Annotated in this window: 18 protein-coding genes; all 18 read right to left on the reverse strand. The window is 53.3% G+C overall.

Going from position 1 to position 21,248, the window contains the following annotated elements; genetic code table 11:
* Position 1: 1 nt before the first annotated feature.
* Positions 2-2,047, reverse strand: coding sequence for a pyrroloquinoline quinone-dependent dehydrogenase (locus ACMAY6_RS09380; protein WP_435211263.1), 2,046 nt, complete (start codon positions 2,045-2,047; stop codon positions 2-4).
* 25 nt (positions 2,048-2,072) lie between these two features.
* Positions 2,073-3,248, reverse strand: a complete 1,176-nt coding sequence (locus ACMAY6_RS09385; RefSeq protein WP_435211265.1) for a 2-oxo acid dehydrogenase subunit E2 — start codon at positions 3,246-3,248, stop codon at positions 2,073-2,075.
* On the reverse strand, positions 3,241-5,139 hold the full coding sequence (locus tag ACMAY6_RS09390; protein ID WP_435211266.1) for a PQQ-binding-like beta-propeller repeat protein: 1,899 nt from the start codon (positions 5,137-5,139) through the stop codon (positions 3,241-3,243). The genes ACMAY6_RS09385 and ACMAY6_RS09390 overlap by 8 nt, the downstream gene beginning before the upstream one ends.
* Before the next feature lie 35 nt (positions 5,140-5,174).
* Positions 5,175-6,152: an alpha-ketoacid dehydrogenase subunit beta gene (locus tag ACMAY6_RS09395; RefSeq protein WP_435211268.1), complete on the reverse strand. Its 978-nt coding sequence runs from the start codon at positions 6,150-6,152 to the stop codon at positions 5,175-5,177.
* A complete protein-coding gene (locus ACMAY6_RS09400; protein ID WP_435211270.1) occupies positions 6,149-7,126 on the reverse strand; it encodes a thiamine pyrophosphate-dependent dehydrogenase E1 component subunit alpha in 978 nt (325 codons plus the stop codon). Before ACMAY6_RS09400 ends, ACMAY6_RS09395 begins: the two co-directional genes overlap by 4 nt.
* Before the next feature lie 69 nt (positions 7,127-7,195).
* Positions 7,196-9,727, reverse strand: coding sequence for a TonB-dependent receptor (locus ACMAY6_RS09405; RefSeq protein WP_435211272.1), 2,532 nt, complete (start codon positions 9,725-9,727; stop codon positions 7,196-7,198).
* A 511-nt stretch (positions 9,728-10,238) separates the two neighbouring features.
* Entirely contained in the window at positions 10,239-11,060 is an 822-nt protein-coding gene (locus ACMAY6_RS09410) for an SDR family NAD(P)-dependent oxidoreductase (protein ID WP_435211273.1), read from the reverse strand.
* A gap of 18 nt (positions 11,061-11,078) precedes the next feature.
* Positions 11,079-12,002 carry a glutathione S-transferase family protein gene (locus ACMAY6_RS09415; RefSeq protein ID WP_435211275.1) on the reverse strand — a complete coding sequence of 308 codons (924 nt, stop codon included), beginning with the start codon at positions 12,000-12,002 and terminating at the stop codon, positions 11,079-11,081.
* A gap of 18 nt (positions 12,003-12,020) precedes the next feature.
* Positions 12,021-12,725, reverse strand: a complete 705-nt coding sequence (locus ACMAY6_RS09420; protein ID WP_435211277.1) for a glutathione S-transferase family protein — start codon at positions 12,723-12,725, stop codon at positions 12,021-12,023.
* A 28-nt stretch (positions 12,726-12,753) separates the two neighbouring features.
* The gene (locus ACMAY6_RS09425; protein WP_435215982.1) at positions 12,754-14,586 is read right to left on the reverse strand and encodes a DUF3604 domain-containing protein; all 1,833 of its coding nucleotides are present in this window, start codon (positions 14,584-14,586) and stop codon (positions 12,754-12,756) included.
* Entirely contained in the window at positions 14,586-15,947 is a 1,362-nt protein-coding gene (locus ACMAY6_RS09430; RefSeq protein ID WP_435211279.1) for an aromatic ring-hydroxylating oxygenase subunit alpha, read from the reverse strand. The genes ACMAY6_RS09425 and ACMAY6_RS09430 overlap by 1 nt, the downstream gene beginning before the upstream one ends.
* A gap of 27 nt (positions 15,948-15,974) precedes the next feature.
* A complete protein-coding gene (locus ACMAY6_RS09435) occupies positions 15,975-16,367 on the reverse strand; it encodes a Zn-ribbon domain-containing OB-fold protein (protein WP_435211281.1) in 393 nt (130 codons plus the stop codon).
* A 12-nt stretch (positions 16,368-16,379) separates the two neighbouring features.
* Positions 16,380-17,540 carry a thiolase family protein gene (locus ACMAY6_RS09440; RefSeq protein ID WP_435211283.1) on the reverse strand — a complete coding sequence of 387 codons (1,161 nt, stop codon included), beginning with the start codon at positions 17,538-17,540 and terminating at the stop codon, positions 16,380-16,382.
* Positions 17,541-17,543: 3 nt separating this feature from the next.
* Positions 17,544-17,960 (reverse strand): hypothetical protein, encoded by a 417-nt coding sequence (locus ACMAY6_RS09445; RefSeq protein ID WP_435211284.1) that lies wholly within the window; start codon positions 17,958-17,960, stop codon positions 17,544-17,546.
* Entirely contained in the window at positions 17,957-18,412 is a 456-nt protein-coding gene (locus tag ACMAY6_RS09450) for an FAS1-like dehydratase domain-containing protein (RefSeq protein WP_435211286.1), read from the reverse strand. Before ACMAY6_RS09450 ends, ACMAY6_RS09445 begins: the two co-directional genes overlap by 4 nt.
* The gene (locus ACMAY6_RS09455) at positions 18,409-19,965 is read right to left on the reverse strand and encodes an AMP-binding protein (RefSeq protein ID WP_435211288.1); all 1,557 of its coding nucleotides are present in this window, start codon (positions 19,963-19,965) and stop codon (positions 18,409-18,411) included. Before ACMAY6_RS09455 ends, ACMAY6_RS09450 begins: the two co-directional genes overlap by 4 nt.
* A gap of 10 nt (positions 19,966-19,975) precedes the next feature.
* Positions 19,976-20,389 carry a nuclear transport factor 2 family protein gene (locus ACMAY6_RS09460; protein ID WP_435211290.1) on the reverse strand — a complete coding sequence of 138 codons (414 nt, stop codon included), beginning with the start codon at positions 20,387-20,389 and terminating at the stop codon, positions 19,976-19,978.
* 393 nt (positions 20,390-20,782) lie between these two features.
* Positions 20,783-21,247 (reverse strand): VOC family protein, encoded by a 465-nt coding sequence (locus ACMAY6_RS09465; RefSeq protein ID WP_435211292.1) that lies wholly within the window; start codon positions 21,245-21,247, stop codon positions 20,783-20,785.
* Between the last annotated feature and the right edge of the window lies 1 nt (position 21,248).

Consider the following 21,248-nt stretch of genomic DNA (forward strand, 5'->3'; position numbering starts at 1 on the left):
TTTATTTCCTTTTTGGGGGTAGTGAGAATGCGATTAGATGATCACCCGGGGGCGTTCCCAATGCGGCGTGGCCTCCGGCGGCAACAACAACATATTGCTCTCCGTTCGACAATTCATAAGTGATCGGCAACCCATGAGCCGTTGTTGGCAGTCGTCCCTTCCAGAGTTCGCTGCCGGTTTCGGTAGCAAAGGCGCGCAAATAGCGATCAGTAGTCGCTGCGATAAAGGTTAGGCCCGATGCGGTCGTTACGGGACCTCCAATGTTTGGCGAACCCTTGATATACCAAAATGGAAAAGGTGCCATATCGCGAGACGTGCCCAAAGGCACTTGCCACTGCACCTCACCCGTGACGAGATCAATGCCGGCGAGGGTTCCCCAGGGTGGCGGTGTGCAGGGGGCGCCCAAGGGCGAGACAAATCCCAGCCAGCGTCGATTGCAGTAGGGAGTACCCTCTGAAGGCTCCTCCAGAAAGTGTCCATGGGCAACGGGCTCTGGGTCGGCGTCAGGACCGCATTCCTCTCTCGGCAATAATTGCACAATGGTGCCAACATGCTGAGTGTTAACCACAAGAATATTTCGATTGGGATCTAGTCCGGGACCACCCCAATTTTGTCCTCCGAATGCACTGGGCATATGCAAAGAGCCCTCAAGAGACGCTGGAGTGAACGGCCCCTCGTAGCGCAACCCTTCCAACACATTGGCGCAGGCCTTGCGGTCCCACAGGGTCAGCCCCCATACATCGTCCTGATCACCTGGTAGATCCAACAGGGAGCGCGGTTTGCTAGGAATAGGTTGAGTGGCCGCTGTGTAATCTCCGGCCACAGTGCCCTGGGGGACTGGCTGCTCAATGACCGGGAAGAGGGGCTTCCCTGTGACACGATCCAGCAGAAAAACGTACCCTTGTTTCGTGGTTTGCGCCAAGCCATGAATCACGCCCCCATCAGTGGTCACGTCAAACAAAGTAGGCTGCGACGGTACGTCGAAATCCCAGATATCGTGATGAACGGTCTGGTAGTGCCAAACAACTTCACCCGTATCACCCGAGAGGGCGACGACCGCACTGGAATAGTAATCAGAGCCCTCTCTGTGCCCTCCATAATAGTCGGGAGAGGTATTGCCTGTGGGCACGTATACCCGGTTAAGCGTCTCGTCGACAGAAATAAAAGACCAAACGTTACTGGTGCCGGGCTGGTATTGGTCGCCCTGTTCTTCTGAGGGCTGCTGGGCATCAATGTTGGCAATGGCGCCACCTGAAGCCGACTGGCGACCTGCCTCAAATTGTGAGTTGTCGCTGCTACCCGAGGGAGGAACTGGCTCCCAATCCCAGATCAACTGTCCGTTAAGCAAGCTGTAGGCCCGCACGACACCACTGGGAACATCCGTTGAAATATTGTCGGCAATAGCTGCACCTGTAATCAGAAGGCTACCCAAAATCGCTGGGGGTGTATTGAGTGTGTAGTCCCCCGGCGCATGAGGGCGCAGACCCTCACGTAAATTTATCTCAGCTACAGCACCAAAATGGCAGCGCTGTCCCGTAAAGGCATCTAGCCCGATGACCTTCGCGTTCATCAGCGGCGCAACAATAATACTGTGACAGGTTTGATTTTCTGCTTGCTCTGGATGCTGCCACTGCGTCACGCCTCTGCAGCGCGGCATAGCATAGTCAGCTAAATTAATGTCGGGGGTATAACTCCACTGCTGTTCACCGGTTGCAGCATTGACCGCTATGATCCGATTAAAGGGCGTGCAGATCACAAGATTATCGCCGGCGAGTATCGGTGTCGCCTGCCAAGAGGATTGCAAAGGAACCTCGGCCTTTAATCCATCGCGAAAATTTGTGCCTTTGCGAAAATCTCCAGAGCGGTGCGTCCACGCTACCTTCAACTGTTTCACGTTGTCAGGTGTGATAGTGGCCGCACTGCTGAAATGGCCCCCGCCTGGCTGGCCACCGGGCAGTGGCCAATCAGCATTTTGACTAAACGCAAAGTGTGACAAAAAAGCCAACGCGCAAACTAAAGCGACAATGGCAGCAGGCTTCTTTTTCATCGATACCCTCGTAATATCTCAGTGACTACTGCGACGATCCGACCTGCACAGTATCGGCCAACGTCTTCAAAAACTGAGCGCCTTGCGCACCATTTACCCAGCGATGATCACATCCCAGCGTAATATCTAGGCACTCTTGTGGTTCAAAAGCCTGCGAGTCGTCGTTCCACACGGGCTGTATTTGAACCCTGCCGACAGAGAGCACCATTACCTGAGGTGGCGTCACCATAGCCGTAAAAGCCGCGACATCGTACATCCCCAAATTGCTAATCGTAATCGCTGCTGGCAAATGATCTGAAGCTGTCAGCTTGCCTTGGCGAGCCCTGTCCACCATCTCGGCAACCCGCTGCGCCAACTGCGTTACGGCTTCCCCCGGCACGTCACCAACTACTGGAGCAGACACCGCGCCATCAGCCCGCGAGACGGCCAGAGCAACATTGAAAGTTGGGACAGCACGGACTGTGTCGCCCTCAAACTGAACATTTAACTCAGGATGTCGCGCCAGCGCAGCGCGTAGCCCAGTAAGCAACAGAAGCGTTATCGCACTCTTCAAATTGGGATTTTCGCGCTTTAAGGCTGTAATAGCGGGCCCCACGTTGAGACGCCGTTGAATGTGAAATAGTGGTACCGAGTTCTGCGCACCCACCAAGGCTTGGGCGATGCGGCCCTGTGTTGCAGACAGTGTTGTGGTACCACTCACTGAATCGGCTTCGGTATGTGCAAGGGCTCTATCAACATCCTCTTTCAGAATACGTCCATTAGGCCCCGTGCCAGTCACATCTCCAGTAGACAGCCCCGCCTTTTCAAGCTTGCGCTTCAGTGCTGGACTAATCTTCACAGGGGCAGTGACTTCCGCCCGGGCAGGCGCCTCAACCCTCGAGGCAGGCTCTGGGTTCCTTGCCTCTACCAGATTATGCGTGGCGATAAACGCTTCCAGCTCTGCCTGCTGAAAATCTGTTATTGCCAGCACCCCAATAAGGGTGCCCACTGGCAACTCCTCGCCCTCAGGCACAAGAATTTTCGCCAAAGATCCCGACACTCGTGCCTCAAAACTATTTACTATTTTGTCGGTCTCGATATCTACAAGCTCGGCTCCAGCGGCGATTTGCTCACCCTCGCTATAGCGCCAATCGACAATCCTCCCATGGGTCATCTCAATACCCCATTTTGGAATTGTCACTGCTTCAAACTGCTTACTCACGCACTAACCCCTCAGCTACTTCGGTGGACTTCAGGCCAAACACCAATAAGACGTTGCCCGGCATACGACTGCCAAACTGGTACCCCGAGTTCACCAGTAAGTGCCCATTAGCAACGACGGGGCCATCTGATTCGATCGACCCACCGCGACCCAGCTCTCCCGATACGGTGTCAAACTCCCCCAGAGAATTGTATTTCCAGAGCACCTCACCAGAAGCTGCGTCATAGGCGCGCAAAAGACCATCGAACCCTCCTGCAAATATCAATTGATTCGAGCTTGTTGCCGCTGCTGACAAGCCAGGATCGCAAGCCGGCTTCTTATTTTCTGGGCACTCATCCAGAGCTGGCGCGTACCACCGAACCGCACCCGTCAAAGGATCAAGAGCGTGCAGTCCCGGAAAGGCAGGGTCGTTGGGGAGGCCCGGGAAATGAGTGTCTGCGATAGGAACAAACAGCGCATCTTGATTTGCCGTCATACCCCAGTGGACGCCCCCAGCATAACCCCCTCGACCTAGTTTTTTATGCCAAACAGCTTGCCCTCCCGCATTCGGATCGAGGGCGTAAACATCACCGCTTTTTTGCCCAACAAACAGCAAGTCCCGCGTTTCGCCCTGCCATAGAATTGTCGCAGCGCCAATGTCTAGATCCGGACCATTCTCTTGCGGACAATTACCACCGCCACCGATAAAGCAGGCCATATTCCAGGCGTCCCCTGCCAAAAGTTGTTGGGACCAAACGATACCGCCTTCATCTAAACGCATCGCGACAACAGCATCACTTGTCGATACAGCTGGAGAGGTATACCCCTCTCCGGTACCGACGTAGAGCAGCCCTCGCTCGGCATCAATTGTTGGTGAATTCCAAACTGGGGCACCCGCAGGTGCCATGCGCTTCGCTCCCGCCGGATTGATTTCGCCGGTTTCGCCCGGCGCTGTCGGAATAACAAAACTGTTCCAAAATAAACTGCCGTCATTGGCATTCAGAGCCGCAACGCTCCCGCGGAACGTGCAACAGGCATAGCCAGGGTCGGCTGCTGTTGCCCATTCAGAGGAAGATATGGGTACATAGAGTCGCTCTTCGTGATACTTAACAGACCCTGTAATCGTGGCGTCAGCATGAGTCGCCACCGACCTGCGCCACAAAGCAGCGCCGGTTCGAGCTGAAATTGCATGGACCTGCGCTTCAAAATCACCAAAAAACAGGACAGGGTCGGGCTGGTTTTCCAACCTCGCTACCGTGATGCCATTACGAACCTCAGCCCCGGCTTCGTACTGCCAATGTGCACAGCCGCTGGTCAGATCCAAGGCATAGACTGTGCCCTTTTGAGAGCCCACAAATACCGTGTTGCCATGTACTAGGGGTTGTGAACGTGCCCGAGTCGCTCCTGAATAGGCAAAGGCCCACTTGAGCTCCAAATCATCTACCGTGCTTTGGCTAAGCCCTGCTGACTCTGCATCTTGAAAACGCTGATTTCTAATTCCCCCACCCCAACCACTCCAACTCGGATCATTATTGGCCAGAGCCGGCGTGAAATCTTTGTCGCAGGCCTTTACCTCTATGGAGACCGTTTCTGCTGCTTCGCTGAGATGCTGAGCGATCAGAACACGCTCTTCTTCAGACAAATGCGCCGCCTGCTGACGCATGACTCCGTCAGATATTGCGGAGAGAATACTGGTGGTGGACATCATATTGAAACTGATCGCATGGGGTGCTTTGGGGACTGAACCGTTGTGACAATGCAGACAATTGGTTTGAAACAAGCTGGCGCCCGATGCCGCTTCTTTGAGCGACGTATCGGCAACTGCGCTATTTTCAACAACCCCAACGGCAAGGCTTACTGAAGCCATTCCAAAGAGCGTCATGGCCATCAACCACGTCCACAAAACTTTCATTACCAGTACCCCTCTAACAACAACGCTTTATTTGCTTAGTACGCCAACGCCTTCTTTGCCGCACGAACAATGTCAGCAACGCTGGGAACATATTCTTTCTCAAGGCAGGGGGTTGCTGGAACGGGGGTATGGGGTGCCGTAACACGCTGTACAGGCGCATCGAGGTAATCAAACCCGAACTCCGCCACCATACCGGAAATCTCGCTCGCCATGCTGCACAGCGGATTAGATTCATCCACCACAACCAACCGTCCGGTCTTTGACACGCTAGCAAGAATAGACTCCTCATCCAACGGCGACAGCGTACGCGGGTCAATTACCTCAGCACTGATACCCTCCGCCGCCAACTCTGCTGCCGCCTGCTCCGCTAACACCGCCATGCGTGACAAACCACACAAGGTAATGTCCGTGCCCTCTACGACTGTTCTGGCCTTACCAAAGGGAATCACATAATCCCCTTCAGGCACCTCACATTCATCCATGTAAAGTGCTTTGTGCTCGCAAAACACCACCGGATCATCCTGCCGAATGGCCTCAGCGAGCAATCCTTTCGCATCTGCAGCATTGGAAGGTGTGACCACTTTGATACCCGGTATTGCCGCGAGCATGGGATACAAAATTTGTGAGTGCTGGGGTCCGGTGCCCTCGCCCGCGCCAATCATGGTTCTTATCACCAGCGGCGTGCGCGCTTGCCCACCAAACATATACCGAAATTTTGCAATTTGATTGAGTAACTGATCAAGGCAGACGCCCAAAAAATCCACAAACATCAGCTCTGCTACGGGTCGCAATCCGGTTAGTGCAGCACCACCCGCAGCACCAACAATGGCACTTTCGGTGATGGGAGTGTCAATAACTCTAGCGACCCCAAATTTTTCAGGCAAACCTGCCGTAACGCCATAAACGCCGCCTTGACCGCTGGCAACATCCTCGCCCATAACGACCACACGACTATCCCTAGCCATTTCCTCATGGAGCGTCAAATTAATGGCTTCTCGAATCGACATTTTCATTGCATCGCTCTCCCCTCATAGTTGACATAGACATCGGTGTAGAGCTTCTCCGGTGTTGGGTCAGCCGCAGCCAAGGCCAATTCTACGGTGCGATCAAGTTCAGCAAAAATTTCCCGATCGATATCAGCAATGACGTTGGCATCCAAACCTTCGGTGCGAGAGTCCTGCAAAAAGCGTGGCAGAGGATCTCCCGCCTCACGCTGAGCACGCATCTCAGCGTCATCGCGGTAGGCCTGAGGGTCTCCCTCGAAATGCCCATAATATCGAGCAGACACGGCTTCTATCGCCGTGGGGCCGCCGCCATTGCGACCGCGCTCAATCGCTTCACGACAAGCTGCGTGCACCGCAAAAAAGTCGGAACCATCAACGACAATGGAAGGCATACCAAACGCCCCAGCGCGCTCTGCAATACGACCTTCAGGTTTCGGATTGCGGGTGAACTCCGCATAGAAATTGTTTTCATACATAAAAATCATGGGTAACTGCAAAACAACGGCCAGATTTAATGCCTCAGCCACCGTCCCTTGATCTGACGCGCCGTCGCCAATAAACGCCATCGAAACACCACCGGTCTGCAGTGTTTTTGCTGTCAGTGCGGCACCCGCTGCGATCGGTGGCCCACCCCCTACAATCGCATTGGCACCCAGCATGCCTTTTGTCATGTCAGCGATGTGCATCGAGCCGCCTTTACCGTTACACAAGCCATCCTGCTTGCACGCCAACTCCAACATCATTCCCTCAAGCTCACAGCCCTTGGCAATACAGTGACCATGACCCCGGTGCGTACTCGCGATGTAGTCATCATTCGTCATGTCGATACAGGCGCCGACAGCAATGGCCTCCTGGTTGCGGTACATGTGAATAAATCCCGGCAACTTGCCCTGCTGATATTCAGATCGTATTCGCTCCTCAAACTCGCGAATGGTCTTCATTAACCGGTAGGCACGGCTCAGTTCGTCAAGGTGGTAATCCATGGCGAGTCCTCATCACAATTTAAAAGAAAAAAAAGGGCCCTCACAGGCCCTTGCAACTGTACTCGGATTTTAGAAGTTATAGCCAATCTGAATACCGTACTCACGAGGCGCACCGTGGCGAGTAAAGTTCCAAAGGGTTGCCACAGGGTTAGCAGCGACGCGGTAAGTCTCATTGCCAAGGTTTTTACCGTAAACAGAAACTTCAACGCCACCATTAGGTCCCGTGTAGGTAATGTAGCCATTCACCAGCGTACGTTCCTCCATCTGCGTATTGGCCTTCTGCACAATAATGGGGGAACCACCGGCATCCGCGCCCTGGAAGTTTGCGGGGAACGGACTGGTTTCTGCATCGTCCTGATAGTGCATATTCAGGTTATACGTAAGGGTGGCACCGTTGCGGAGATCCTGAAAAAAGGTTGCCCCCAAGGCGTAGGTCAACTCTGGAGAAAACGGCACTCGCAGGCCCGACAAATCTGGATTGACCGCATCACCCGCCGGCAAACCGAGATCCGCTGGATTGATACCCGGTCGGTAGTCATCGTATTCATGATCGAGGTAGCCCATCATGCCATCGAGACGGAAGTTGTCAGTTACGGCCCACTGGAATTCAGCTTCAATACCCCGGGCAGTCGATGTGCCCTCGTTAACCGAAACCGTCTCTTGGAAGGTGTTGCCTGCGGCGTCCTGAATTGTTACCACAGTGTCACGCTGCAAGTTTTCATACTCGGTATTAAACGCAGCCAGATTCAGGCGTAGCGTTCCATCGAATAAGTCGGACTTCAAACCCACCTCGAAGTTTTCGTTTTCTTCACTGTCGTAGGGCGAGCATGAAAACGCAGAGCCGCAGGTTTCCGAGAAACCACCGGCGACAAAGCCCGTCGCAAAACTGGCGTAGGCCATGATTTCATCGGTAAACCGATAATCCGCCACCAACCGGTAGGTCACTTTGTCAAACGTCTTCGAGTTTTTCTGCACGTTGCCAAAAGCAGACTCTGGCAGAGGGTTGGTGTAGGGCCCCTGATACTGATCAAGATCAATAATATTACTCACGGGGTTATCTGCGGTGCCTAAGTTAAATCGCTGAAAGTCTTTTTTGTCTTCGGTGTAGCGCACACCGGCACTGATGGTCAGCTGCTCTGTCACATCAAAAGACCCATCAACATAGGCTGCCCAGGCGGTACGGTCCTGCGTAGTCTCCTGAACTTCGTAACGATTGTCGTAGAAATTGGTCGCGGCTAACGGACCAAAAAAACCCAAGTTGCCGAATACGATGAACTCAACATCATCGCGGTAAGCAGCCACGCCGCCGACCCAGTTAAAGGGGCCGTCGAACTGACTAGCCAAACGGAATTCCTGCTGGAATTGCTCTCGCTTGGTATTGCGGCTGGCGTCATAGAGTGAGGTGTAGGCTTCGCCGGTGTAGGTGCTCGCCAAGATCTCATCTTGATCTCGCATACCCGTAATCGACTTCAACTGATAGTCACCCAAAGTGAATGCCTGATTTAGGTAAATACCTGATGCCTCAACTTGGTGACCGCCACTCATGTTGATAATTGCGTTCTGGGTATACGACTGACCCGTTGTAAAAGGGCTGTCAACGCCGGCGGCTTCGATCCCTGGAAAACCAATCGAAGGCCAAACGTAACCTTCATTTCCAGGAGTCTCGTTAGCCGTCGCAACGGTTTCAGATTGGTCGTCCAGATATTCAAAAATCAAATCCGCCTCGTACCAATCTGAGGGCTCCCAGCGAAACTTAAGCTTGCCTGCCAGTACATCTTTACCGCCAATATCTGAGCCATCGCCCGTTGTCGGATAGGTACTTTTGATTTCGGCCGTGCTGGGGTTGCCGGGGGTTGGGAAGAGACCATCACTACAAACAAAACAAGTGAAGGTGCCGCCCATGGGCTTGGTGTTGGAGTAGTAGCCATCGGAATAATCCCGAATGACCGAAATGCGTGCCGCCAAGGTGTCGGTTAACGGCACATTGAGCGCGAATTTAAATTTATTGAGATCACTGTCATTGCTCGCGTAACGACCAAAGTTCACTTCGACATTACCCGCAACTTCGCCGCCAACATCGGGCTTTACTGTGGTAAATGCAATAGCACCGGCCGTCGTGTTTTTGCCAAACAGCGTGCCTTGAGGGCCACGGAAAATTTCTACCTGCTCAATGTCGAACACTTCGATGAACTGCGACTGCACGTGGTTGAAGGCAAAGTCATCGACGGTAATGCCCACCGAGGGATCTTTCGTCACCAAAATTGAAATGAAGCCAGTACCTCGCATGCCACCAGCGATAGCGTTGAAACCGTTTTGCGGAGTCAGGGTAACGTTGGGTGCAAATTGGGCAAGTTCGGTAACGGAGTTCTGAAAGGTTTTGCTAAGCTGCTCAGCAGTAATGGTACTGACGGCAATCGGCAGGTCTTGCTGGCTGATATCTCGCTTGGTACCAGTGACTACAACTTCTTCAAGGGCCGCAGCTCCGGCACTACTCTCCTCTTGAGCTACAGCGACTGAGCTAGCGACCGTTGCCGCTACAGCTGCTGCGAGTAGTGAGCGCCTTGCAATGTTGATGTGCTTAGGTGAATTGGGAAATTTCATACCGAGCTCCTAGTTATTTTTTTCAGTTTAGCTGTAGGGGCAATAAGACGTTTATTGCGGTTGCACGACTTGCTTGTGCATAACAAGGATATTATAGAGTGACTCAGGGCGATGCAATACCCGTGAAACGCATCAGGGAAAAAGCCTTCTAAAATGGAGTTTTAAACATTTTTTATCAATAGCTTATAGAATCTACCCAATGCTAAATCTATTAAATAAAAAGCAAAGGGCGCAACAAAAAAGAGACAGAGTGCGGGGTGCGATGCCCACCGTAGAAAAACTGTATGTCGCCGCTCATCTTAAAATTTGAGAACGCCTGCTAAGTTTCTCAGTGCCAGTGTGCGAGGCGGAAAAATGCCATGGCAACGGATACCCATTGTTGTACCTCAGCAGTAACTGCGGAGGCTACGATGGGGGCAAACTGTTCTTGGCCTGCACGAACCCTTTGGCATACCTCAAGACTTTAGTTTTGTACAAGAAAGAAGCCTGCGAATTTCAATTCTGCCTGCGACTACTGGGCGGTGTATCCACCATCGACCAACATTTCAGAGCCCGTCATAAATCGGGAAAGGTCTGACGCCAAAAACACAATGGCATCTGCAATTTCGTCGCCCTGAGCCATATCACCAATCGGGTGGGCCGCTCGAATGGCGGCTCTGGCCTCAGCAGGGCTTGGAGCAAATCCCGCCTCACCAAGTTCGGTTAAACACTGTGCCGCAAAAGCCGTGTCTACTGTCCCCGGATGGATCGAATTAATACGAAGTTGCAAATCTAACGCGCCAAACTCGACTGCCGCCGCTTTTGTAAACATGCGCACCGCGCCCTTGGTTGCGGAGTAAGCACTCTGAAAGGCTACCCCTACGTTGCCGCAAATCGACGACATATTTACGATAGAACTGCGGACACCAGAGGTTTGCCCAGCGGCATGGAGATCATCGAGGAAGCATTGTGTGCCGAGGAACATACCGGTGCTATTTACCCGGAATAAACGGTCCCATTCAGCCAGCGTGGTATCGGCAACGCTCTTTACGACATCAATGCCTGCATTGTTGACCAGCACTGACAGCGGTCCCCAAGTATCGAGCACCTGCTCCCTCACTTGCTGCCAGCTATCGGGGTCACCCACATCTAAACAAGACGCCATCGCTAAGCCACCGTTTCCATGGATCGTCTCCACAATGCTACTCAAGGCCGCCTCATTAACATCAGTTACCATGACTTTTGCGCCATGCATCGCCAAAGCTTTAGCGGTGGCAGAACCTATCCCGCCAGCACCACCGGTAACCAATGCCACACGCGGGCTGCCATCCTTTAACTCCAATAATTTGTTCATCGCGAGCTATCCTCTCTCTTAGGGTCGATGTATGTCGTAGCCTTGCCGTGGAAAGTGCACATGCCGAACCGGTAAATCAGACCCTTCGACTCTAAGTGAAGTAAAGCGATCTCCCTGCCCCACAAGAATCCCCTCGACACAGCCTCGGTCTGCACCCACAGCACAGACCTTTACCGGAGTATCCCACCAGCTATTGAGGCGACTACTGCGTTCTCGAGCACCTGGAAAAAGTGTCAGATCCGCAGCTGGCTGCAGCAGGGCCGCCTGCGCCACATCATAATCTGAGGCCAGTCGCTCTCCCGAATCCAAGCCTTCCACTCGATCAGCCCAATCACTCAAAGCCTCAAGCGTAAGCAGCTCGCTGGCAACGTGAGGTAACCCGTTGCGAACAAACCAGAATATCCCCCAACAGTGAACATCTGCCAAGGTGCACTCATCACCAGTCAGAAAACTTCGACCATCGATTAGCTGAGTATCCAGCTGTCGCGCCAACTGGATGATACGGGCGGCCATGAGTTCACGAGTGTCTGGCAACGCCGTAAAATCAAGATGCGGAAACACCGCTGCCCTGTCGTTATAAAAATGCTCATCCCAGTCAGCAGCATAAAGCGCAACTGCCGAACCAAGCACCGGGTCAAACAGACTATCGGCCCACAATCCCATGGCATCGCTGAATAACTTCGCGCCCGCGGCTAGTGCTGCCGTCTTCGGATAAAAATGATCTAGGGCATCGGCGATGGCGACGGTATCGATAAAGACATCACTCCCCAACTGTAAAACCGGAGTGCCTCTATACCCCCCAGTGATCGCCTCAAGTTCAGGCTTTGGAGCTGTCATCGGCATTTCTACCGAATGCCATGTTAACTGCTTAATACCGAGTATTTTTTGAGCTTTTTGCGAAAAAGGCGAGGCATCATAATGATGGAGGATGGGGCCTAGCATAAACTCTCCTTATAATTTTCAACCGGGTTTTAAAACGTCTGCCCTTTGGTTAAGCAAAATCCCATAGTCTTCTGCAGCGATTTCACGGGTTGGATACGACGCCCAGGCCGCTGCCACGGCGGCACGCAGCTGCATCGCGTCATACCAAGCGGCCAATGCGGGAAAGTCGCTCACACTCTGCCCCTGCCAATCAGCGTGCACCAGCCAAGGCCAAACCGCCATATCGGCAATCGAGTAACTACCCCCCAGCCAGGGCACCTGCGACAGCCGCTCATTTAATACGCCGTAAAGACGGTTACTCTCATCGGTATAGCGACGAATGGCATAAGGCACTTTTTCAGGCGCAAATTTGTTGAAATGGTGCGCTTGCCCTCCAATAGGTCCAAGAGCAGACATTTGCCAATACAGCCACTGCTTGCACTGCCAACGCTCCGCTTCATTTGCGCCCATAAAGGCACCGTGCCGCTGGGCTAAAAACTCCAGGATAGCCCCCGACTCAAACACGACATCACCGTTGCTGGACTCCAACACCGGTACTTTTCGATTTGGGTTCAAGACGGCAAACGTCTGCGTCAGCTGCTCGCCAGTAGCAAGGTCAACATAACGTCCCTCCCAATCAAGCCCAAGTTCCTGCAGCAAGATGATGACCTTGAGCGAATTTGGCGATGGATAATAATGCAGCACATAATGTGCGGGAGTTGAGGGCTGATTATGCTCATTCATAGTCGATGGCAACCTGTGCACACCAAGATCATGGATGCATGGCTCCCAGATACCAGATCGGCGAGCTGTAGGCTCTATCCTGAATATACTCGGGCGCTTGCGCGGGCCGTTGGACTCCAAAAAAATTGGCATCTCGGGTTGTCCAGCGTTGCCGAGGCACTTCGATAACCCGGGCGTAATAAACCGCATCCTGATCTGCATTAAAAGCGGGATCCACCCAAACCGTCCGCAAAGATGCGCTGCCGTCGACCTCGCTTGGACCGGCGAGTGCAGCATCGTACACCCGCTCTTGTGGTTCATCCGCTTCGTCGATCCACCCCTTAACAATCTGCAGTGCGTGCAGATCGGGGCCGTCCGGCTCCTTCATGGCCAACACGATAAATACCGGCGCAGCCGCCCCCGGGGTATCAGGCTCTGATAGTGTCAGCGTTCCTCCCATTGGGACACCTCGCTGGTATCCGATGGTGGAGATAGGCACAGCTAGGAGGTCGTCGTCTGTAAAATCCCAGCCCCCAAAAAACCGCAGTTGAATTCTTGATCCCGTAGTCGCGTAAACCTCTTTACGCTGGAGCGCATCAAATAGCGCCTCTCTAGTATTTTCCTTGGCCCAAACTCCGGTAAGCCCTGAAGCACTCAATCGCCAATTCTCATTTAACACCTGCGCCATTTTGGTGAACATACGTTCTGCGGAGGGCTCTGTGGAACGGAATTTACCGAAAAAATTGTCCTCAGAAACCGCGCTGTAGCCGGTATGAGAATCCGTCGCCCCTATCATCCCAAACTGATAAGGATTAGCACCCAAACTCCTCCTGTACCTTAGCCCCTGCGCCAAAGCAGAACGCGCATATTCCTGAGGAAACATCCAATCCGCTTTTTCCGCTGTCAGCGCAATGTTGCCCTCATCCCAGCGCTCAAAATCGGCATAACGGTCATCAGGGGATAACAAGGGGTGCGTCTCAGAATCGCCCTTGACCTGCGTGACCTCCAAAAGCGGCTCCCAGCGGGCCCTAGTTTCAGCGTATGTCCGACTCAAAGGCACACCGGATAACGTTTGCGGTGCAAACATGCGTCCGTTACTGACATTAGAGTTGTGGGGAATAGCCAGCACTGAACCATTAACCTGAGATTCGTATCGGGCCATCGCCGCCCACAGGTCCTCCGGATCATTGCTGTCCTGAGACGAAAATGGCACGTTCTGATCTGCGTAGCCCCGCCCTTCACGATAGAGAACAACCCGGTGCAAGTTGTCTCCAGAAATAGTCGATGTCCACTCGTAAGCGGGAAATGCCGTGAATAAATGCGGCTGGTTGTGACGATCAGCCGTTGCCACTGCATCTTGCCAAGCCGCGGACACAACAGCAGGTGGCGTCATTTTTTCGGGGGTAGGATTTTGAAACGCGTCAGCAAATGCCATAGTGAGCTCACCCATGCGATCGCTGCGCAAAAGCTTCAGCCAGTCCTCACCGAGGGCCCAGCCTTTCAGCCGCGAATCTTCTGCGTCTAACAGCCGGTATACCGATAAATATTCAGCGTGATCACTGACCGCCAGGAAGTCATGGCGATACCTTGGGCGAACTGACATGCCGTTACCCGCTCGCACCATTTCACCTCGAGCGAATCGGTAAGCCGTTTCAGGCGTTATTCTGGAGCCCATGGTGTAGGCATCCGCGGAGTTACTGGTGTGCAAGTGTAAATCTCCCCAGTACAGCTGGGTCCGCGTTGAATCTGAGTTAGGCGAGTAGCTATCACCCGCAATGACTGCCGAGGATATCGCCCCTACAGCAATCGTTAAGCTCAACTGGGTGACGGCAGCCCGAAAGCTCAGTACCTTTATCACCGCTCGCACCCCATTCAGAACCATCAAGTCGATGTTATTCCCAACCGCTTCTCTAGCTCGACATGAAAATGCCGCAAACGCTGCTCCTGTTCACCCCAGAGCTGGCCCTGAAAAGCCTTACTGCTCATGCCCTCCTGAACCGAGGGTAAAAACGCCGCGTCTTGGCTCAACACCAAACCCAGACCCGGATCCTCATCTTTGGAGTAACTTTCCGAGGGTGCTCTATTGCGGCCGGTCACATCGGTACCCTCGGGCAAGCCCATCCAAGCCGGTGGACAGTAGTCGGGATCATCCACAGGAAACATTAAGGTCATCGTGTCGTACCAAAATTTTTGGGGGTCGGTATCGTGTGGTAAAAAGCGCATGAGAAATATAGCTTCAGGGTGACACCCAATTTGTATGTTGGGAAAAATACCCGTCGCCCAGCTGTCCGACAGCTGCCCGTCGGTAAACCGCTCGTAACCCAGTCCCAACCGCTGCGACCGCGAGCGCTTACCCTGCTGAATCGCAGTGCGCACATCTAAAGCAGTGCCGCTAAAAGCATCAGGATCAACACCAGCCTCACGCAACATGAACTGCAATCCCTCGTTGACAGTTACCTGGTCGGGAAAGCGCGGACTTGGCTGACCTAGCGGCACAATCATACGACTCGCGCCCTTTGGGTAAAGATCATATTGGACATTCAGATCACTCATGACGCCCCGTGTTTCTGGATGCACCGCGTGCAGGTGGTAGCTTTCATAAAAAGCTTCGACCCCTACTTTCCAGTTAGAACACCACTCACTGCGAACGTGTCGAACTACCTTCATCTGATCGATCTGGTAATTTTCTAAATAGCCCTCGGGCAATCCAAGTTCTTCACCAACAGGCGCTGCGTCCTCATCCATGTTGATAAAAATAAGCCCTGCGTGAACCTCACAACGTGCTCGCTTTAGGCTGGGACGGTGGCTCACCACCTCAGGTTTGAAAGTCTCCTCGTCGGTAATACTGCGAAGCGCCCCGCCATTAGTAAAACTCCAGCTGTGAAACGGACAAACAAACACCTTGCGATTGCCCCGCTCCTCCGACAGCAGGCGCGAGCCCCGATGAGGACAGACGTTATAAAAAGCAACAACGCCCTCCGGCGTGTTCGAAATAATGAAGGACTCGTGCCTAACACGAAATAAAAAGTAATCGCCGCTATTGGGCAGGTCGCTGACCACCCCCGCGAGCAGCCAACTGCGAGTCCACAATTCGTCCCACTCTCGGGCCATGTACTCCTGAGAAAAGTAGCCGCTTTTATCGTGAATCGCTGTGCCGTTATCAATATCAGGCTGTTTAGCCTCCAAACAATCGACGGGGGCGTCGGGGTTGATGACCGCTGTTGGTATCAATTTACTGTTCACACACGTCTCCTTATTTATGATGAGTATTTATCGGCTCGCCAGTGCCGGTGTAAAAACGGGCCTGATGTCAGCCCCTCCCACCGGGCGAAATGCCACGGTTACGGCCATACCACTAGCCACTTGATCGGGCTCCACATCAACGACGTGACTCATCATCGTTACGCCCTCTTCCAATGTAATCAGTGCAACGATATAAGGTGCTGAAAAGTCTGCCGAGACGCCTCTTCGGACCACGCTATAGCTCGACACTTTTCCTTGACCCGATGCCACAATCCATTGGCTATGCTCACTGCCACAGTGCTTACAAACGACTCTTGGATAAAACTGCTGGGCACCGCAATCCCCGCATTGTTGAATGCGCAACTGACCTTCCGCGACACCGTCAAAATAAACCTGATTCAGCTGATCAACCCCGGCCATCTTTTGCTCCTATTAATTTGCTCTTCCAAGCACCACCGTCGCGTGACTAGACATAATGCCACCCTGAGCGTGCAGTAATGTGTGTTCAAGATGTGCAAGCTGACGCGTTCCGGCTGCCCCACGGTACTGACGAACAGCTTCGGTCAATCCAAACATGGCGCCGGGATTTCCGGGGTGACAATGCGACAGCATGCCGCCGTGAGTGTTGACGGGCAGTGCGCCACCGGGCCGTGTCGCACCACTGGCCAAGAAATCACCGCCAGCGCCTTTGTCACAGAAACCAAGGTCCTCGAGTTGTATCAGCAAGGCCGGTGAAAAACAGTCGTAAAGCTGCGCCAGCTCGATATCAGACGGCTCAATGCCCGCCTGCTCGAATGCGGCCTTACCAGAGTCGACAGCAGCCGACCTAGTCAGATCTGTCGCCTGACTGATGTGCTCGTAATGGTGCCCCTCACCGTACCCCTTCAATAGGACCGGAGTATGGGGCAGATCGCGTGCACGCTCGCGAGTCGTCAGAACCACCGCAGCGCCACCATCAGAGACGATAGAGCAATCGAGTAGCTTTAACGGGTCTGCGATGGGTTTGGAGGCCAAGACTTCATCGACAGTAACCCGCTCGCGATACTGTGCAGTTGGGTTTTCGTGCGCCCAAGTCCTCGACGACACCATGGCCTCGGCAAACTGCGCCTCGGTGGTACCGAAAGTATCCATGTGCGCGCGCGCTATTAATGCATAGTAGGCCGGTACCGTCGGGCCGTAGGGCTGCTCAAAGTGCGGATGTCCTGAGCTGGACTGCACTGCCATCGCACGATCCCTAGTCATAAAACTTCGCATGCTATCTGCCATGGACACCACCACAGTCGTGGCCAGCCCAGTCTGGATAGCTGCTGCGGCATAGCGCAAAGCCGTATAAGTTGTGCCGCCTCCTGTGCCAACGCTCAAACAATGGCTTGGGGTGAGTCCCGCGTACTCAGCGGTAGCTTCGGCGTGATACATGACCGGAGTAACCAATGAATTACAGGTAATCAATCCATCAATCGCACTGGCATCAAGGCCGGCATCGGCAATAGCCCCCAGAGCTGCCTGCACCCCCAGTGCCATAGGGCCGCGATCAGCGACGATTCCAAGGTCTGTTTCAAAACTTCCAACTATCGCAACATTTGAGAGATCCATGGGTCAGTCCGCCGCTGCAAATAACTTTGCACCAATCGTTCCCGGCGCGACAACTTCACCGGCCTCGTTGCGGATGCCTACTTCGAGCTCTAATGCGCCACTCGCCGCATCATAGGCGGTTACTGCGGCCGTCGCCGTCAGTGTCTCACCCACATAGGTAGCACCTCGGTTTGAGTAGGACACTGAAGTGATCATGCCCGCGTCACCCAGCCATTCATCGACTGTCTGGTGCAGCCAGTCTCCCAGCATGGGACCTGCAAGCACTAGGCCGGGATACCCCTCAACCTCGGTTGCATAGGGCAGGTCAAAGTGAATGCGGTGGCCATTCCAAAGTGATGCGTTGTAAAGCATGAGCTGAACGTTGTCGGGTGTGTATTGTCGTTCTGGCAGCACCGCACCAATCGCAGGTTCTGGGGTCATCGCAAAATCCTCGTAGTTTTTTCACGAATCACCAGTTCATCATCGTCGTTTCGGATATCCATAATAATCTCGTAAAAAATAAGCGATCCAGAGCGCCCCGCTTTTTCATAAATCGCGGTGAGCGTGCGCACCGAGGTCAGCCAGTCCCCCGGGCGAATTGGCATTAGATACTCAATGTCCAGCCCCCCCGCCATGGCACGTTCCAGCGGAAATTTCGGCAGCAAGGTATCGATAGATACACCATCGGGAGTTAGCTGATCGAGCTCAACAACATCCCAAAACAGCGGCACATGAAACATGGGGGGGGCGACGTCACCATCGAGGTACTTGCGCTGGCGGTTACCCGTGGCGACCGCATATTTGCGAATATCACGGCGAGTAACAATCTCTCGCTGAGGTTTACTCTGCCGTCCAATGTTAGTCAGTAACTCAGCGGAAATTAACCCGGTCATACGCTGCGCTCCTGCACTTGCCAATAGGGGTCACGCAACTCGCGCTTCAGTATTTTCCCTGTGGGCGCCTTGGGAAGTGCCTCTACAAAATCTACACTTTTAGGTTTTTGATACGAGGCTAAATGCTCGCTGGCTACGGCGATGATCTCTGCCGCTGTGGCCGTGTGGTCTGGCTTCAGGACGACGACCGCCTTTACCGCCTCGCCCCAGGTGTCATCGGGGATACCGAATACCGCCGACTCTAAGACGGCGGGATGCTGATGAATGGCAGCTTCCACCTGCGTACTGTAAATATTTTCTCCTCCTGAGATGATCATGTCTTTGGCGCGGTCGACAATAAACAGATAACCCTCTGCATCCCAGACCGCTATGTCACCGGTCCACATCCAACCATCTCGCAGTATTTCAGCCGAGAGCTCTGGTCGCTGCCAGTAACCCACCATATTGGCCTCGGAACGCACGACAATTTCTCCTGGCGTCTGACTATCTCGGGGGACACAAACTCCTGATGGATCCACTACCTGAACCTCGGTGACAAAACCAGGACGACCACAAGAGCTTAGGCGCTCACTATGACGCCCTGCCAACGCGTCAATATGATCTTCTTGTGTCAAAAAAGTCATGGTCATACCCTCGGTCTGACCGTATCCCTGAATCAATGTGCAGGGAAACGCGTTCATCGCCGCCTCCACCACTGAGCGGGGCATGGGCCCGCCGCCGTACTGGAAATTACGCAAGCTACTGAGATCGTAGTCAGAAAAGCCCTCAACAGCCATCATCCAGTTGATCATCGTTGTGATGCCTAAGAAGGCTGAAACCCGCTCTCGCTGAATCACCTCAAGTGCAAGCTTCGCCTCAAAATTTATCAAAACAACGGGACAACCGTGGGCCATATAGTTCATCGCCAGAGCTACAGGAATGTGGAACATTTGGCCCGTCAGCATGTAAACATCTGTAGGCACGATTCGCTCAGCGACGGTTTGATTGATCATTCCCATGTAGAGCGAGTGATGCGTATGCAATGCGCCCTTGGAAAGCCCGGTGGTGCCCCCCGTGTAAAGGATGAGTACGGGATCGTCGGCAGAAACATGTGCAGCTGCAGCCGGTTCATCGCTTGATGCTGCTGCGATCAGACGTTCGTAGTCATCCTTAGGTTGATCCTCAAAAATAAACCAATGATCAATGTGAATTTTCTGGCGTAGGCGTTCAGCCATGTCCCGATACTCGGATGACACGACAATGACACGGGGTTCGCCGTCTTCAAGTAGGCGCAGCATTTCCACGTCACTGAGACGCCAGTTCAAGGGCAATGCAATCAACCCGCAACGCGCGACACCGTAAAATACTTCCATGTACTGAATACAGTTTTTGGACAGGATGGCTACTCGGTCACCCTTGGACAACCCAAGGTCATCTCGCAACGCGTTGGCGAGTCGCCTAACGCGCTCGTCTAGTTCGCCAAAAGTTATTCGACGCTCATTGGGGACATCCACTAATGCCTCTCTCTGAGGCTCTAGGCTCGCAGTTTTTGCGGGGATTCTTCCAATATTCATGCGCGAGCCCTCAGTAGGCACTGTCCAGATCAACATGGCGAGTTGCTATGCGCCAATGGTTGTCGACCTGACGAACCGTATCGCGATATAGACCCGTACTGAGCAACTTTGTTTTGCCCTCTTCAGTAGCGAATAAGGTGAGATTAGACGTCACCTCAACAACGTCTTCCGACGTTGAGAAAAAGCAGTTCGAAACAACATGTCGTCGCACGTCATTTTGGGATGCCATCGCATCACGGTACAACTGCATGACGTTGTCGCGTCCCTCAAAAGGTCCCACAAGGTCGCCACCAGCGATGCACAAACTCATAACGGCATCCTCACAGAGGCCTGATTCGAGCAATTCAAGGTCACGTTGATCATAGGCATATGAGGCCCTCGCGAGTAATTCAGTAATAGCAATCTTGTCATCAGCAGACAGCATTGTTGGGCACTCCATTTTCTTTGAAAAGATCCACTGTTTGAGAATCAGTGGGTTTAAACGTGAGGACAACAGGCTGGAGGCCCTGACAGAAAAAACGAGTCAGTGGCGCTACCCGATCCGAGGCAACCGAACTATTTTTGGCTGTCTCGCCGAATTCAGGCACCTACTGCAATCCTCAATAATCGCCGCGTCCACGCACCTAACAGTATGGGGACGTTTTTATTTTATAGCCCCAGCCTTCGCTAGCCGTAAGCCCCAAGACCGACATTCTTATTCATCAAAATATTCGGCGGTCTCCGTCAAGAGTATTACGGTTACTTGTGCCGAACAAGTCTGACAGGAAAGTTGGCGCAGAAGCCCCTAGACTGGGGCTTGGGGAACCTGGAGAGTTTATTATTCGGTAGCGGTTACCCACTCAGCGATCACAGGCTGTAGTGCTGTACCTACTAACTCAATGATCAAGCCGCCATTGGGTGGCGTTAAATAGCAAATTAGGCCAAAGCCATCATCGGGCGAGGCACCCGCGGCTAACGCCCGCCAACCCTGCGATTGAAGGGTATTTGCGGCGTCAGCTAAGTCCTCAGTCCAAAAACCGATATGACGACTATCTGGTAATTGAGCAGGGTCGTAAAATGGCGAGCTGCCTTGACACAGCTCGAGGTGTACCGGGCCTTCTCTGCTGTAGCATGCATGAACCACTATTTCGTGCTCCCCTGCTTCTGGCGTCCAAAAAGGCAGAGGGTCAAAGCTTCGTACAGGGCTCCATTCGACGCCCAGGCTCTGACCGAGAGAGTCTCGCGCCGAGTGGATATCTGCTACTGCGATACCGTTGTGAAAACAATCACTCATTTTTAACATA

It is taken from the genome of Luminiphilus sp. nBUS_16 (genome assembly GCF_051201645.1).
In the GTDB taxonomy this organism is placed as follows: domain Bacteria; phylum Pseudomonadota; class Gammaproteobacteria; order Pseudomonadales; family Halieaceae; genus Luminiphilus.